Genomic DNA, 13633 nt, shown 5'->3' on the forward strand with positions numbered 1-13633 from the left:
CATGACAGACACATTCTTTATTCTCATTCTTTTAATTGGTAGCATTGTTGCGCTTAGTTTTGTATATATTCGCAAGAGGCGCGTGCGATAGCTTTATGACCAATATCGCGACGATAAAACAACTTATCGCACTCAATATATTGTATTTGTTCATAAACAAGACGTTGTGCTTCTTTTAACGTTTTTCCACCCGCCACAACGAGAAGCACTCGTCCCCCGTCCGTTGCCCACTCGTCATTTACACGCTTTGTACCAGCGTGAAAAACTTGTGCTTTCGTGATTCGTTCTAATCCCCGAATGATCGCTCCTTTTTCATATTGATCTGGATACCCTTTCGCAGCTAAAACGACGCCAAGGGTAGCTTCGTCGCTCCAATGCAACGTAACAGGCTTATCGTCTAAAAGTGAAACGATGACTTCAACAAGATCGTTTTGCAAACGCGGCAAAATGACTTGTGCTTCAGGGTCACCAAACCGTGCATTAAATTCGATGACTTTTGGTCCTTCTTCCGTCGCAATCAACCCAGCGTACAAAAATCCTGTAAATGGACAACCTTCTTCTTTTAACGCCTTGACTGTCGGTTTGACGATCTTTTCCATCGCATCGTGAACGATCTGTTCGCTTATTTGCGGCACAGGAGAATACGCCCCCATTCCTCCCGTGTTCGGACCTTGATCATCATCGAACGCTCGCTTATGGTCTTGGGCAATAACCATCGGATATACACGTTCTCCATGTACAAATGTCATAAGCGAAAATTCTTCGCCTTGTAAATATTGCTCAATGACAACTTGTCCCCCCGCTTCACCAAACTTTTTGGCAACCATAATGTCATGCAAAGCATGGAGCGCCTCTTCAACTGTCATCGCCACCGTTACCCCTTTTCCTGCTGCAAGCCCATCCGCTTTAATGACAATCGGAGCCCCTTGTTCGTGCACATATTGTACAGCTTCATCATACTTTGTAAATGTCGCATAGCTCGCTGTCGGGATGTTGTATTTTTTCATCAAATCTTTCGCAAATGCTTTGCTTCCTTCAATTCGCGCCGCCTGCTGTTTTGGACCAAAAATGCGTAATCCTTCCCTTTCGAAACGATCAACTACTCCTGCCAATAGGGGTGCTTCCGGTCCAACAATCGTTAAATCAATCGCTTCTTTTTTCGCCCATTGTACAAGCGCTTCGACGTCAGTCTCTAAAATTGGAACGCGCGTAGCGATTGCATTCATTCCATCGTTTCCTGGAGCCACGTATATGTGGGTCACGAGCGGGCTTTGTGCTACTTTCCATGCAAATGCATGCTCTCGGCCACCACGACCTATAATGAGCACTTTCATCGGTTGCTTCCCCCTTAATGTTTAAAATGGCGAACGCCTGTAAATACCATCGCTATTCCATATTCATTAGCTTTTTGAATCGAATCTTCGTCACGAATGGATCCACCCGGCTGAATGATCGCTGTCACCCCTGCCTGAGCAGCTGTTTCAACTGTATCACTCATCGGGAAAAATGCGTCGGAAGCTAATACCGCTCCTTTAGCTTTCTCTCCCGCTTGTTCAATCGCAATGCGAGCAGCCCCAACACGATTCATTTGTCCAGCGCCAACGCCAATCGTCATGCCATTTTTCGCTAAAACAATTGCATTCGATTTTACATGTTTAACAACGCGCCAAGCAAACGTTAAATTCGCCCACTCCTCTTCCGTCGGCTGTCTTTCAGTGACTACTTGGACATTCGCATCATCAATCGTGTATGTGTCTTCATCTTGAACGAGCAGTCCACCGCGTACGGATACGACAAATGGCTCTTGTTTTCGCTCTGCTTGAAAATCAACCGTTAGCAATCGAATATTTTTCTTTCTCGTTAAAAGTGCAAGTGCTTGTTCTGTAAACGACGGGGCAATGATGATTTCTAAAAAAATGTCGTTTAGCTGTGTCGCTGTTTGTTCATCGACTTCACGATTAAGTGCCACAATGCCGCCAAAAATGGACGTTGGATCGGCTTCATAAGCTTTTTGAAACGCTTCGGCAATCGTTTCACCGACACCCACTCCGCACGGATTCATATGTTTTACTGCCACCGCTGCCGGCTCATTAAACTCCGCAACGATTTGCAACGCTGCGTTTGCGTCATTAATGTTGTTGTAAGATAGCTCTTTTCCGTGCAGCTGCTTCGCGGTCGCAATGGAAAATGGTGAACGGAGCGGCTTTTCATAAAATGCAGCTGTTTGATGCGGATTTTCTCCATATCGCAACGACTGTTTTTTTACAAAAGTCATCGTCATCGTTTCCGGATATGTTTCTCCGACGATGTCCGTTAAATATTGGGCAATCATCGCATCGTAAGCTGCAGTATGGCGAAATACTTTTGCAGCTAACGCCCGTCTTGTTTCAAGTAACACTTCACCATATTGTTTCAACTGTTCAATTACTAAATGATAATCGTTCGGATCGACAATAGCGGTCACATACGCATGGTTTTTCGCTGCTGCTCTGAGCATCGTCGGACCGCCGATATCAATATTTTCAATTGCTTCCATAAGCGAGACGTTCGGCTTTGCAATCGTTTCTTGAAATGGATACAAGTTCACAATAACAAAGTCAATTGGTGTAATGGCATGTTCCTTTAATTGCTGCGCATGCGCTTCATCTTCCCGAACAGCTAACAGCCCACCATGAATATGTGGATGAAGAGTTTTCACACGACCATCTAAAATTTCTGGAAAGTTTGTTACCTCTGAAATACTTGTTACTGGAATGCCATGTTCCGCTAATACGCGCTTTGTGCCGCCCGTTGAAATGATTTCCACCCCAAGCTCCGCTAATTGCTTAGCGAATGTAACGATTCCTTTTTTATTTGACACGCTAATGATTGCTCGTTTCTTCATCGCTTGTACTCCCTTTCTCCGTCAACAATTGTTGAATGACTTGTGGATACAACGTATGCTCGATTTCATGAATACGACGTTCGATGCTCTCAAGCGGCTCACCGTCATGAATGTATAACGCCCGTTGAGCGATGATCGGCCCTGTGTCCATTCCTTCATCAACGTAATGAACGGTCACACCTGTAACCTTTACGCCATATCGATACGCTTGCCCGATCGCGTCTTTACCTGGAAAAGCAGGCAAAAGTGACGGGTGAATATTGATGATTTTGTTCGGATAAGCCTGTAAAAGTGTAGGACCGATCAGTCGCATATATCCCGCTAAAACAATCCAATCCACACCTCGTTCGCGCAACTGTTGTAAAATCTCACGCTCAAAACGCTCTTTCGATTCATATTGTTTCGGATGAAAAACAAATGACGGCACGTGTTCGCGAATAGCCCGTTCAATGACTTTTGCGTGCGGTCGGTCACATACAAGAAGCGCTACATCTACTTGTATTTCTCCTTTTTTTGCCGCATCGACAATCGCTTGAAAGTTCGTTCCGCTCCCCGACGCAAAAATAGCTATTCGCTTCATTCGATCTTTCCTCCCGCAAACGATACACCCGTTCCTTCCTTTATCCGACCGATCACATACACTTGCTCTCCAAACGATTCAAGCAACTGCACAACGTCTGGCACAACGTCGCTATCGACAGCCATAACAAAACCAATTCCCATATTAAAGATATTAAACATTTCCGTTCGTTGCAGCTTCCCGTGTTGCTGCAGGAAATTAAAAATCGGTGGAATCGGCCATGAGCCGTAGTCTATCTCCGCTTGTAATCCTTTTGGCAACATGCGCGGAATATTTTCAATAAACCCGCCCCCTGTAATATGAGCCATTCCTTTTACACGAAATTGTTTCAATGCTTCCAGTACGGCGCGAACGTAAATGCGCGTAGGAGTTAACAGCTCTTCACCAAGCGGATGGGGAAACGGCTCGTATATGTCATCTAATCGCAAGTCGGCATCCTTTATAATTTTTCTCACGAGCGAATAGCCGTTGCTATGCAAACCGCTCGATGCAAGACCAATGAGCACATCCCCTGGGACAATCCCATCCCCTGTAACTACTTTGTCTTTTTCTGCCACACCAACTGCAAATCCAGCTACGTCATATTCATCTTCACTATACATGCCTGGCATTTCTGCCGTTTCCCCGCCGATAAGCGCACACCCTGCTTCGACACATCCATCTGCTATTCCTTTGACGATATGTTCAATTTTTTCTGGAATCGCTTTTCCACAGGCGATGTAGTCAAGGAAAAAGAGCGGCTCCGCCCCTTGTACGACGATATCGTTGACGCACATCGCCACACAATCGATACCAATCGTGTCGTGGCGGTCGAGCTTGAAAGCAAGCATTAGTTTTGTTCCTACTCCGTCCGCTCCTGATATGAGTACTGGTTGTTTATATCCAAGTGAAGAAAGGTCAAACATTCCTCCAAAACCACCTAAACTTCCTAACGCACCGATTCGGGCAGTTTTGGCGACATGTTTTTTCATTCGCTCGACCGCTTCATAGCCAGCTTCAATATTCACACCGGCTTGTTTGTACGCATGTGCCAACGTACTCCCCTCCTATCTTCGTCGGATATTGTCCTGTAAAACAAGCTAAACATTGACCACAGCTCGGCGAATCATCTGGGCGCCCAATTGCTTGCAGCAGCCCTTTTTGACTTAAAAAAGCGAGCGAATCTGCTTCGATGAGCTGGCGAATCTCTTCTACTGTATGTGTAGCAGCAATAAGCTCTTCTTTTGTCGATGTATCAATACCGTAAAAACATGGGTGAGTAATGGGTGGAGAGCTAATGCGCACGTGTACTTCCGTCGCTCCAGCTTCCCGAAGCATACGTACGATGCGCTTGCTTGTCGTCCCGCGTACGATAGAGTCATCAACCATAACGACACGCTTGCCAGCTACAACCCCACGAACAGGTGACAATTTCATCTTTACACCTTGTTCGCGGAGAGCTTGAGACGGTTGGATGAACGTTCGCCCAACATATCGATTTTTAATTAGCCCTAATTCGTACGGAATACCCGTCGCTTCCGCATAGCCGATCGCAACAGAAATGCTTGAGTCGGGCACACCTGTCACCACATCCGCTGCAACAGGGGCTTCAACGGCCAACTGCTTCCCTAGATTTTTCCGTGCTGTATGAATATTAATGCCATCAACGTTGCTATCGGGACGGGCAAAATAAATATATTCCATGCTACAAATCGAACGGGAAACTTTAGGGGCAAAACGCTCGGAACGAACGCCTTGTTTATTAATCATAATGAGCTCCCCTGGCTCAACCTCCCGTTCATATGTGGCACCAATGACATCAAACGCACACGTTTCCGATGCGACGACATATGCCTCGCCTAAACGACCTAACGACAGAGGGCGAAAACCATGCGGATCAAGGGCGATATACATTTCGGTTTCCGTTAAAATAAGAAAAGCGAAGGCACCCCGCAAATGCGTTAATGCTTCTTTAATTCGCTCTTTTAAAATGGGCTCTTGACTCCGTTTAATTAAGTGGGCGAGTACTTCAGTATCTGATGTCGTTTGAAAAATGCTTCCTCGTTGTTCTAAACGGAGACGAAGCTCATCGGCATTCACTAAATTTCCGTTGTGCGCAAGCGCTAAACTGCCGCCTTGTGAGCGAAACAAAAGCGGTTGAACGTTCGCGTACCCGCCCCCACCAGCAGTAGAGTAACGGACGTGGCCGATGGCGGCCATGCCCGTTAATTTTTCTAACTCTCCGCGACTAAACACTTCTGTTACTAAGCCAAGTCCTTTATGAAACTGTAGCGTTCCGTTACCTCCGACAACAATGCCTGCCCCTTCCTGACCGCGGTGTTGTAGACTGTGCAGCCCATAATACGTCAACGTCGCTGCTTCGTCGTGTCCCCAAATGCCGAAAATCCCACACTCTTCGTTTAGTCCTTTGATTTCAACAAGCATGGAATAGCTCCTTTCCATACATTTCGCATTGTTTCTACTGAAACACGGATGATACACGTGTCCCCATTCGTCACATGAAGCATTTCATCGTTCGTCACTTCCCCAATACATACCGCTTGAACGAGCTGTTCAAACGCTTGACGATGTTCTTTTTTGACAGAAACGATAAAGCGTGATTGTGTTTCACTAAACAATTCCGCAACAACATCACCTTCGATTGCTACATACGCACCTAAACCATTTGTGTTCATTAAACATTCGGCAAGCGCAACCGCCAAGCCACCTTCCGATATGTCGTGCGCTGATGCTACTACTCCAGCTCGGATCGCGGCAAGAAGCTGTTGTTGTCGCGCCGCCTCCACATGTAAATCAATCGTTGGAGCTTTTCCAAAAATGCGACCAGTCAACCACTTTTGCAGCTCACTTCCGCCAAATTCTCGCTTGGCCTCTCCAATGACATAAATGAAGTCACCTGGTTGTTTAAATGACTGCGTTGTAATATGGTTGATATCCTCAACAACGCCGACCATACCGACAATTGGTGTCGGATAAATGGCTTCGCCGTTCGTTTCATTATAAAGCGATACGTTTCCGCTAATGACAGGTGTTTCAAGAACACGACACGCTTCGCTCATTCCTTCTACCGCTTTCTCTAGTTGCCAAAAAATTTCAGGTTTCTCCGGGTTCCCAAAATTTAAACAATCAGTTACCGCAAGTGGTTGAGCACCAGAACAAACAATATTGCGCGCCGCCTCTGCAATCGCGATTTTTCCACCAATGACCGGATCTAAATATACGTAACGAGAATTGCAATCAGTCGTCATCGCTAACGCTTTATTTGTGCCGCGAATGCGCAACACAGCCGCATCAGAGCCTGGCGCAACAACCGTATTTGTCCGCACCATATAATCGTATTGCTCATATACCCATTCTTTACTTGCAATCGTCGGCTGACTTAATAATGAAAGCAACGTTTCTTCATAATCGTTAATCGTCGGTACGTACTCAATCGTTTGAAACTCACGATAATATGCTGGTTCTTGCGATGGCTTATGATATACAGGGGCATCTTTAGCAAGCGCATCAACCGGAATTTCAGCAACGACTTCTCCGCGGTGATACAAACGTAACATTTGATCATTTGTTACGCGACCAATCGCTTTCGCCTCGAGCCCGTATTTAGCAAATACATCTATAATTTCTTGTTCACGACCCTTTTGAACGACGAGAAGCATGCGCTCTTGCGACTCAGACAACATCATCTCATACGGTGTCATTCCTGTTTCGCGTTGTGGTACAAGATCTAAATTTAGCTCAATACCAGAGCCTGCCTTGCTCGCCATTTCGGCTGATGAACTTGTCAAACCTGCAGCACCCATATCTTGCATCCCAATGAGCGCATCAGAATGAATCACTTCTAAACAAGCCTCAAGAAGCAATTTTTCCATAAACGGATCACCAACTTGAACAGCTGGGCGCTTTTGTTCAGATTGTTCCGTTAATTCTTCCGATGCAAACGTCGCTCCATGAATGCCGTCGCGCCCTGTTTTGGCACCGACGTACATCACTGTGTTTCCAACGCCTGCCGCGATTCCTTTTTGAATCTCTTCATGGCGAATCATTCCGACACACATCGCATTTACAAGCGGGTTTCCTTCGTACGCTGCATCAAATTGCACTTCTCCTCCAACCGTCGGAATGCCGACGCAATTTCCGTATCCAGCAATACCTGCGACGACGCGCTCAAATAAATATTTCACGCGCGGTGACGTTAATTCCCCAAACCGAAGCGAGTTTAACAATGCAATTGGTCGCGCGCCCATCGAAAATACATCGCGAATAATCCCTCCAACTCCTGTCGCTGCCCCTTGGTACGGTTCAATCGCAGATGGATGGTTATGGCTTTCAATTTTAAAGGCGACAGCTAATCCGTCTCCAATATCGACAATGCCTGCCCCTTCTCCCGGTCCTTGAAGCACGTGTTTTCCTTCTGTCGGAAACTTTTTTAACACAGGTTTCGAATTTTTATAGCTGCAATGTTCCGACCACATAACCGAGAAAATGCCTGTTTCCGTATAATTCGGTAAACGTCCAAGAATGCGCTCAACCATCGCAAACTCTTCGTCCGTTAACCCCATTTCTCGATATAACTTTTGCTCTTTAATTATCGTTGGACTTGGCTCAAGTAGTAACGACATGTGCGTCCCTCCAATATGTCACGATTGATTGAAACAGTTTTAACCCGTCAGCTCCCCCAAGCAAATGATGAACAGCCCGCTCCGGATGAGGCATCATTCCAAGTACATTCCCTTTTTCGTTCACGATGCCTGCAATGTTTTGCAAACTGCCGTTCGGATTTTCTCCCTCATAACGAAAAACGATTCGGTTGTTCGCAATAAGCTGCTGCAATGTGTGCTCATCACAGTAATAATTTCCTTCTCCATGGGCAATCGGAATCGTAATAATTTCCCCACGCTCATATTGGGATGTAAACATCGTTTCATTATTTTCGACACGAAGTTTTACCGGGCGGCAAATAAACGTTAACGTATGGTTGCGCCGCATCGCCCCGGGAAGCAATCCTGCTTCTAATAAAATTTGAAATCCGTTACATACACCTAAAATCGGTTTCCCTTCGTCTGCTGCTTTTTTGATCGCTTTCATGACGTTGGAAAAGCGCGCAATCGCTCCAGATCGTAAATAATCCCCGTATGAAAAACCACCTGGCAAAAGAATAGCATCAAACTCATCTAAACTTTCCGCATCATGCCAAACGTATTCAACATCTTCCCCTAATTCATCCGCAATCGCATGATACATGTCGACATCACAGTTGGAACCCGGAAATACGATGACCGCAAATTTCACTGAACGACGACCTCCTCAATATCATAGCGATAATCTTCAATGACCGTATTTGCCAATAACTTTTCGCACATATCTTTCACGAGTTCATCTATGTCGCGGTCACTTTTTTCTACCGTTAACTCCATGAACTTTCCAATACGCACATCTTGCACCTCATGATAACTTAAGCTATGAAGCGCTCCTTTTACAGCATTTCCTTGCGGGTCTAATACATTTTCACGCAATGTGACATACACTTTTACTTTGTACATGATAATCCTCCTAATCGTTGTAAAAGTTTCGTATATGTTTCTGTTAAGTCGCCTAAATCGCGACGAAATACGTCTTTATCGAATTTTTCTTTCGTGTGTACATCCCATAATCGACACGTATCTGGGGAAATTTCATCCGCTAGTAGCACCGCTCCCGTTTCTTCCCTTCCAAACTCTAATTTGAAATCAACGAGCTGTAAGTCACATGAGCGGAATAAAGACGTTAAAACATCGTTTACGCGTAACGCTGTTTGTTTCATGTACACAAGCTCATCACGGGAGGCGAGTGACAACAGGGCGATATGATCTTCCGTTAAGAGGGGGTCGCCTAAATCGTCGTTTTTGTAGTAAAATTCTACAAGTGGTTTTTCAAGTACCGTTCCTTCCTCAAGACCAGTACGCTTCGACAAACTCCCAGCGACAATATTGCGGACAACGACTTCAAGGGGTATGATCGTCACTCGTCGCACAAGCTGTTCTGTATCGGATATTTTACGGATAAAATGATTATTTACACCTGCTTCATGCAACAAGAAAAATAGTAAACTCGTAATTTCGTTATTTAATCGTCCTTTTCCGCTAATCTTTGCTTTTTTTTCACCGTTAAATGCAGTTGCCTCATCTTTATATTTAATCCATAATACACCCTCTTCGTTCGTCGCATACACTTTCTTCGCCTTTCCTTCATACAGAAGGTGTTGCTTTTCCATGTTCTCTCCCCCAGTTATACAGAATATTAGGAAATTTTCGTGTACAGGTAAGGACGGCGCCTTACCTATTGCAAGCCAAGTCGCTCGAAAATCGTGTCGACATGCTTTAAGTGATAGTTGTAGTCAAAGCAATCAGCAATTTGGTCTTTCGTTAAACGACTTGTAATCACTTCGTCTGCTTCAATTAACGAGCGAAACGGCACTTGTTTTTCCCATGCTTCCATCGCTTTTGGCTGCACGAGATCGTACGCTTCCTCACGCGTCATCCCCGTGTCAATGAGCGCTAGCAACACGCGCTGAGAATAAATAAGCCCGAGGGTACGATCCATATTTTTCTTCATATTGTCTGGAAACACCGTTAAGTTTTTTACGATATTCGTAAAACGATTCAGCATGTAGTTTAAAGCAATCGTTGCATTCGGCAAAATAATGCGTTCGGCTGATGAGTGAGAAATATCGCGTTCATGCCAGAGCGGCACGTTTTCGTATGCTGTTAACATATAACCGCGAATGACACGCGCCATTCCTGTCATGTTTTCTGAGCCGATCGGATTGCGCTTGTGCGGCATGGCTGACGACCCTTTTTGCCCTTTTGCGAAAAACTCCTCTACTTCACGCGTTTCACTTTTTTGCAATCCGCGAATTTCAACAGCAAACTTTTCGATCGATGTCGCAATTAAAGCGAGCGTCGCCATATAATGAGCATGACGGTCACGCTGCAACGTTTGCGTTGAAATTGGTGCAGGCTGTAAACCGAGCTTTTCACATACGTACTGCTCAACAAACGGATCAATGTTTGCATACGTACCGACTGCGCCAGAAATTTTTCCGACGCGCACCGTTTCTGCTGCTTGCTTAAAACGTTCTAAGTTGCGTTGCATTTCAGCATACCAAAGCGCCAATTTTAATCCAAACGTCGTAGGCTCGGCATGTACACCATGCGTTCGTCCCATCATGACCGTATATTTATGCTCAATCGCTTTTTCTTTTAACACCGCGATAAAGTTTTCTAAATCGCGCAATAAAATGTCATTTGCTTGTTTTAGTAAATACGACAATGCGGTATCAACAACATCCGTAGACGTCAATCCGTAATGTACCCACTTTCGTTCCTCGCCTAACGTCTCTGATACAGCACGAGTAAAGGCAACGACATCATGACGCGTCTCTTCCTCGATTTCTTTAATGCGTTCAATGCGAAACGATGCGTTTTGACGAATTTTTTCAACATCTTCTTTCGGAATAACTCCTAATTCCGACCATGCTTCACATGCTAAAATTTCGACTTCTAGCCAAGCACGAAAACGGTTTTCTTCCGTCCAGATTGCACCCATCTCTGGTCGTGTGTAACGTTCAATCATACGTTCATCCTCCGATCTGTCCAAATCGCAAATTCATCTATTTTTCGTTGGATCGCATCGACATCATCAGCTAACCATGTCACATGTCCCATCTTTCGCTTCAGCTTCGCTTCCTTTTTTCCATAAAAGTGGACGTGGGCGTCACGAAATTGGGCGATGTTTTGGATGACTGCATCCACATGCTCTCCTAAAATGTTGACCATAATTGTGGGTTTGAGCAACTCTGTGCTGCCAAGCGGCCAATTGCAAATGGCACGAATGTGCTGATGAAATTGCGATGTGATACAACCGTTTATTGTATAATGACCTGAGTTGTGTGGTCTAGGGGCAAGTTCATTGACATATAACTGCCCATCTTCTGTTAAAAACATTTCAATGGCTAGTGTGCCGACAAGTTGAAATGTTTCCGCTAATCGTCTAGCATACATCTCCGCCTGCGCAATGGTTTTCTGGCTAACTTGGGCCGGGGCAATCGTTTGATGCAAAATATTATCGCGATGAATGTTCTCGACAACAGGAAACAGCTCTATTTCACCAGAAACGCTACGCACAACGATAATAGATAACTCCTTCACAAATGGAACCCATGCTTCCAATACACATTCACCGTAAGCGAGCAGCGAGCGCGCCTCGTGAATATCATCTAAACAACGGATGACCACTTGCCCTTTTCCATCATACCCTCCACGACATGTTTTCAATACAGCCGGAATGCCGATCTCCTCAATCGCCCGTTCCAATTGTTCTTCTTCCAGTATGGGACGATAAGGGGCAACAGGCAACCCGGCAGACTGAACTGCCCGTTTTTCTTTCCAACGATGCTGTGTAATAGAAAGCAGCTCGCTTCCTTGTGGCACATATCCCTTCTCTACTAATCGATTCAACGCATCAGCATCAATATTTTCAAACTCATATGTCACAACATCGCTCACTTCGGCTAAATGACGTAACGCTTCTTCATCGCTATACGAAGCGACAATTTCAATGTCAGCCACTTGAGCACAAGGCGATTGCGGAGTAGGATCAAGAACCGCTACGAAAAATCCCATCTCTTTTGCAGCGATCGCCATCATTCTCCCTAACTGACCTCCGCCAATAATACCAATCGTTTGCCCCGGTACAATCACTTTACTCAAGCTGATCACTACTTTCTATCACCTGTTTTCGAATTGCCTCACGCCGCATCCGCAATGCATCCATGTACGCCGAATCGTGCGTTCCGAGAATCGATACTGCAAGCAATGCCGCATTGACGGCACCTGCTTTTCCGATAGCCACTGTCGCTACTGGCACCCCTCCGGGCATTTGGACGATAGACAGCAACGAATCAAGACCATTTAGCGTTTTAGACATAACCGGAACACCAATAACAGGCAACGTTGTTTTAGCTGCTACCATCCCCGGCAAATGAGCAGCTCCCCCTGCTCCAGCGATAATGACTTTAATTCCACGCTCTTCAGCTGTTTCGGCATATGCAAACATAAAGTCAGGTGTACGATGGGCCGAAACAACTTTTTTTTCAAACGGAATATGAAATTCTTCTAATATATCACATGCATGACGCATCGTTTCCCAGTCTGATTGACTTCCCATAATAACAGCTACAAGTGGCCGCATGTATATTCACCCTCCTTATTATCCATTCAGAAAAAAATCCAGAACGACGCCCCTCGATCATAAGGGAAAGCATCGTTCTGGACATATTTCGCCCATTGGGTGAAAAAAGCCAATAAGATCCTTTCCCTCATAGTCCAATAATTTACGGTTATTGGGTAGAGACTTTTGGGCCATATTCCCAAAATTATATGAGGGTTCAACAACGTATTCATTTATCTTCATCTTACCAGTCATTTTTCAATCATGTCAACATAAAATCGAACATTTTTACAAACAAAATAATTAATGTTCGGTTTTTACTTAAAAATCACCATTCCATCTCTTTCACCATATAGTAAAAAGAAAAAGAGAAAGGGGAGAAGCTTATGGATTGGACAAAGCAATGGGAAGCCTTTTTCACTCATCCATTTTGGAACTCATCAAATTCCTTTTCTTCCTATTCATCAGGCATCAATATGTATCGTCGTGATAATGAGCTACTTGTCGTCGCAGCGATCCCAGGGTTAGCACATGTACACGATGCAGAAGTGTACATTCATTATAATACATTAGAAATTAAAGCAAATGTTCAATTGCAATTTGAAGGGTTTGAACTAATTGAAGAGGGAATTACACAAGAACCTTTTGAACGAGAGATACAACTTCCTTTTCCTGTAGGAGAAAAAGTGGAAGCTGTGTACGAGAACGGACTGCTATTTGTTCATCTTCATCGTCTCGTCCCTGATCATATAAAAAGGAAGGTGGACATTAAATAAAAAATGAGCTAACCGATATAGGTTAGCTCTTCACTATGGGGGAGAGGATTGTAAAAGCGTTAAACGCAAATACATGGACAAAAAAAGTTAGAGAACAAAACGGAGATGCTCTCTAACTTGCTATGTCCGCCCGGCAACGTCCTACTCTCGCAGGCGGTGTCCCGCCAACTACCATCGGCGCTG

At 44.9% G+C, this 13633-nt stretch carries 14 protein-coding genes and 1 riboswitch; of the genes, 2 read left to right on the forward strand and 12 right to left on the reverse strand.

Going from position 1 to position 13633, the window contains the following annotated elements; genetic code table 11:
• Nucleotide 1 precedes the first annotated feature (1 nt).
• Nucleotides 2–91, forward strand: coding sequence for an EYxxD motif small membrane protein (locus tag V7Z64_RS00835; RefSeq protein ID WP_334109280.1), 90 nt, complete (start codon nucleotides 2–4; stop codon nucleotides 89–91).
• Here V7Z64_RS00835 and purD read toward each other — a convergent pair.
• The 12 genes from purD to purE form a co-directional block, all read right to left on the reverse strand.
• Nucleotides 54–1334, reverse strand: coding sequence for a phosphoribosylamine--glycine ligase (gene purD, locus V7Z64_RS00840; protein WP_297991470.1), 1281 nt, complete (start codon nucleotides 1332–1334; stop codon nucleotides 54–56). The genes V7Z64_RS00835 and purD overlap by 38 nt on opposite strands.
• 14 nt (nucleotides 1335–1348) lie before the next feature.
• On the reverse strand, nucleotides 1349–2884 hold the full coding sequence (gene purH / locus V7Z64_RS00845; RefSeq protein ID WP_297991467.1) for a bifunctional phosphoribosylaminoimidazolecarboxamide formyltransferase/IMP cyclohydrolase: 1536 nt from the start codon (nucleotides 2882–2884) through the stop codon (nucleotides 1349–1351).
• Nucleotides 2862–3464, reverse strand: a complete 603-nt coding sequence (gene purN / locus V7Z64_RS00850) for a phosphoribosylglycinamide formyltransferase (RefSeq protein WP_297991464.1) — start codon at nucleotides 3462–3464, stop codon at nucleotides 2862–2864. The genes purH and purN overlap by 23 nt, the downstream gene beginning before the upstream one ends.
• The gene (purM, locus tag V7Z64_RS00855; RefSeq protein WP_297991461.1) at nucleotides 3461–4498 is read right to left on the reverse strand and encodes a phosphoribosylformylglycinamidine cyclo-ligase; all 1038 of its coding nucleotides are present in this window, start codon (nucleotides 4496–4498) and stop codon (nucleotides 3461–3463) included. The genes purN and purM overlap by 4 nt, the downstream gene beginning before the upstream one ends.
• Nucleotides 4461–5888, reverse strand: coding sequence for an amidophosphoribosyltransferase (gene purF, locus V7Z64_RS00860; protein WP_297991457.1), 1428 nt, complete (start codon nucleotides 5886–5888; stop codon nucleotides 4461–4463). Before purF ends, purM begins: the two co-directional genes overlap by 38 nt.
• On the reverse strand, nucleotides 5864–8086 hold the full coding sequence (purL, locus tag V7Z64_RS00865) for a phosphoribosylformylglycinamidine synthase subunit PurL (protein WP_297991453.1): 2223 nt from the start codon (nucleotides 8084–8086) through the stop codon (nucleotides 5864–5866). Before purL ends, purF begins: the two co-directional genes overlap by 25 nt.
• Nucleotides 8070–8756, reverse strand: coding sequence for a phosphoribosylformylglycinamidine synthase subunit PurQ (purQ, locus tag V7Z64_RS00870; protein WP_297991451.1), 687 nt, complete (start codon nucleotides 8754–8756; stop codon nucleotides 8070–8072). Before purQ ends, purL begins: the two co-directional genes overlap by 17 nt.
• Nucleotides 8753–9007 (reverse strand): phosphoribosylformylglycinamidine synthase subunit PurS, encoded by a 255-nt coding sequence (purS, locus tag V7Z64_RS00875; RefSeq protein ID WP_297991449.1) that lies wholly within the window; start codon nucleotides 9005–9007, stop codon nucleotides 8753–8755. Before purS ends, purQ begins: the two co-directional genes overlap by 4 nt.
• Nucleotides 8995–9717 (reverse strand): phosphoribosylaminoimidazolesuccinocarboxamide synthase, encoded by a 723-nt coding sequence (purC, locus tag V7Z64_RS00880; protein ID WP_297991446.1) that lies wholly within the window; start codon nucleotides 9715–9717, stop codon nucleotides 8995–8997. Before purC ends, purS begins: the two co-directional genes overlap by 13 nt.
• Before the next feature lie 65 nt (nucleotides 9718–9782).
• Nucleotides 9783–11078 (reverse strand): adenylosuccinate lyase, encoded by a 1296-nt coding sequence (gene purB / locus V7Z64_RS00885; RefSeq protein WP_297991444.1) that lies wholly within the window; start codon nucleotides 11076–11078, stop codon nucleotides 9783–9785.
• Entirely contained in the window at nucleotides 11075–12223 is a 1149-nt protein-coding gene (gene purK, locus V7Z64_RS00890) for a 5-(carboxyamino)imidazole ribonucleotide synthase (protein ID WP_297991442.1), read from the reverse strand. Before purK ends, purB begins: the two co-directional genes overlap by 4 nt.
• On the reverse strand, nucleotides 12207–12695 hold the full coding sequence (purE, locus tag V7Z64_RS00895) for a 5-(carboxyamino)imidazole ribonucleotide mutase (RefSeq protein ID WP_297991439.1): 489 nt from the start codon (nucleotides 12693–12695) through the stop codon (nucleotides 12207–12209). Before purE ends, purK begins: the two co-directional genes overlap by 17 nt.
• 110 nt (nucleotides 12696–12805) lie before the next feature.
• Nucleotides 12806–12907, reverse strand: a riboswitch (purine riboswitch).
• Between the two features lie 153 nt (nucleotides 12908–13060).
• Between purE and V7Z64_RS00900 the strand changes: the two genes are divergently transcribed.
• On the forward strand, nucleotides 13061–13450 hold the full coding sequence (locus V7Z64_RS00900) for an Hsp20/alpha crystallin family protein (RefSeq protein ID WP_003398663.1): 390 nt from the start codon (nucleotides 13061–13063) through the stop codon (nucleotides 13448–13450).
• Nucleotides 13451–13633: the final 183 nt, after the last annotated feature.

This window comes from Anoxybacillus sp. (assembly GCF_036834105.1).
GTDB lineage: Bacteria > Bacillota > Bacilli > Bacillales > Anoxybacillaceae > Anoxybacillus.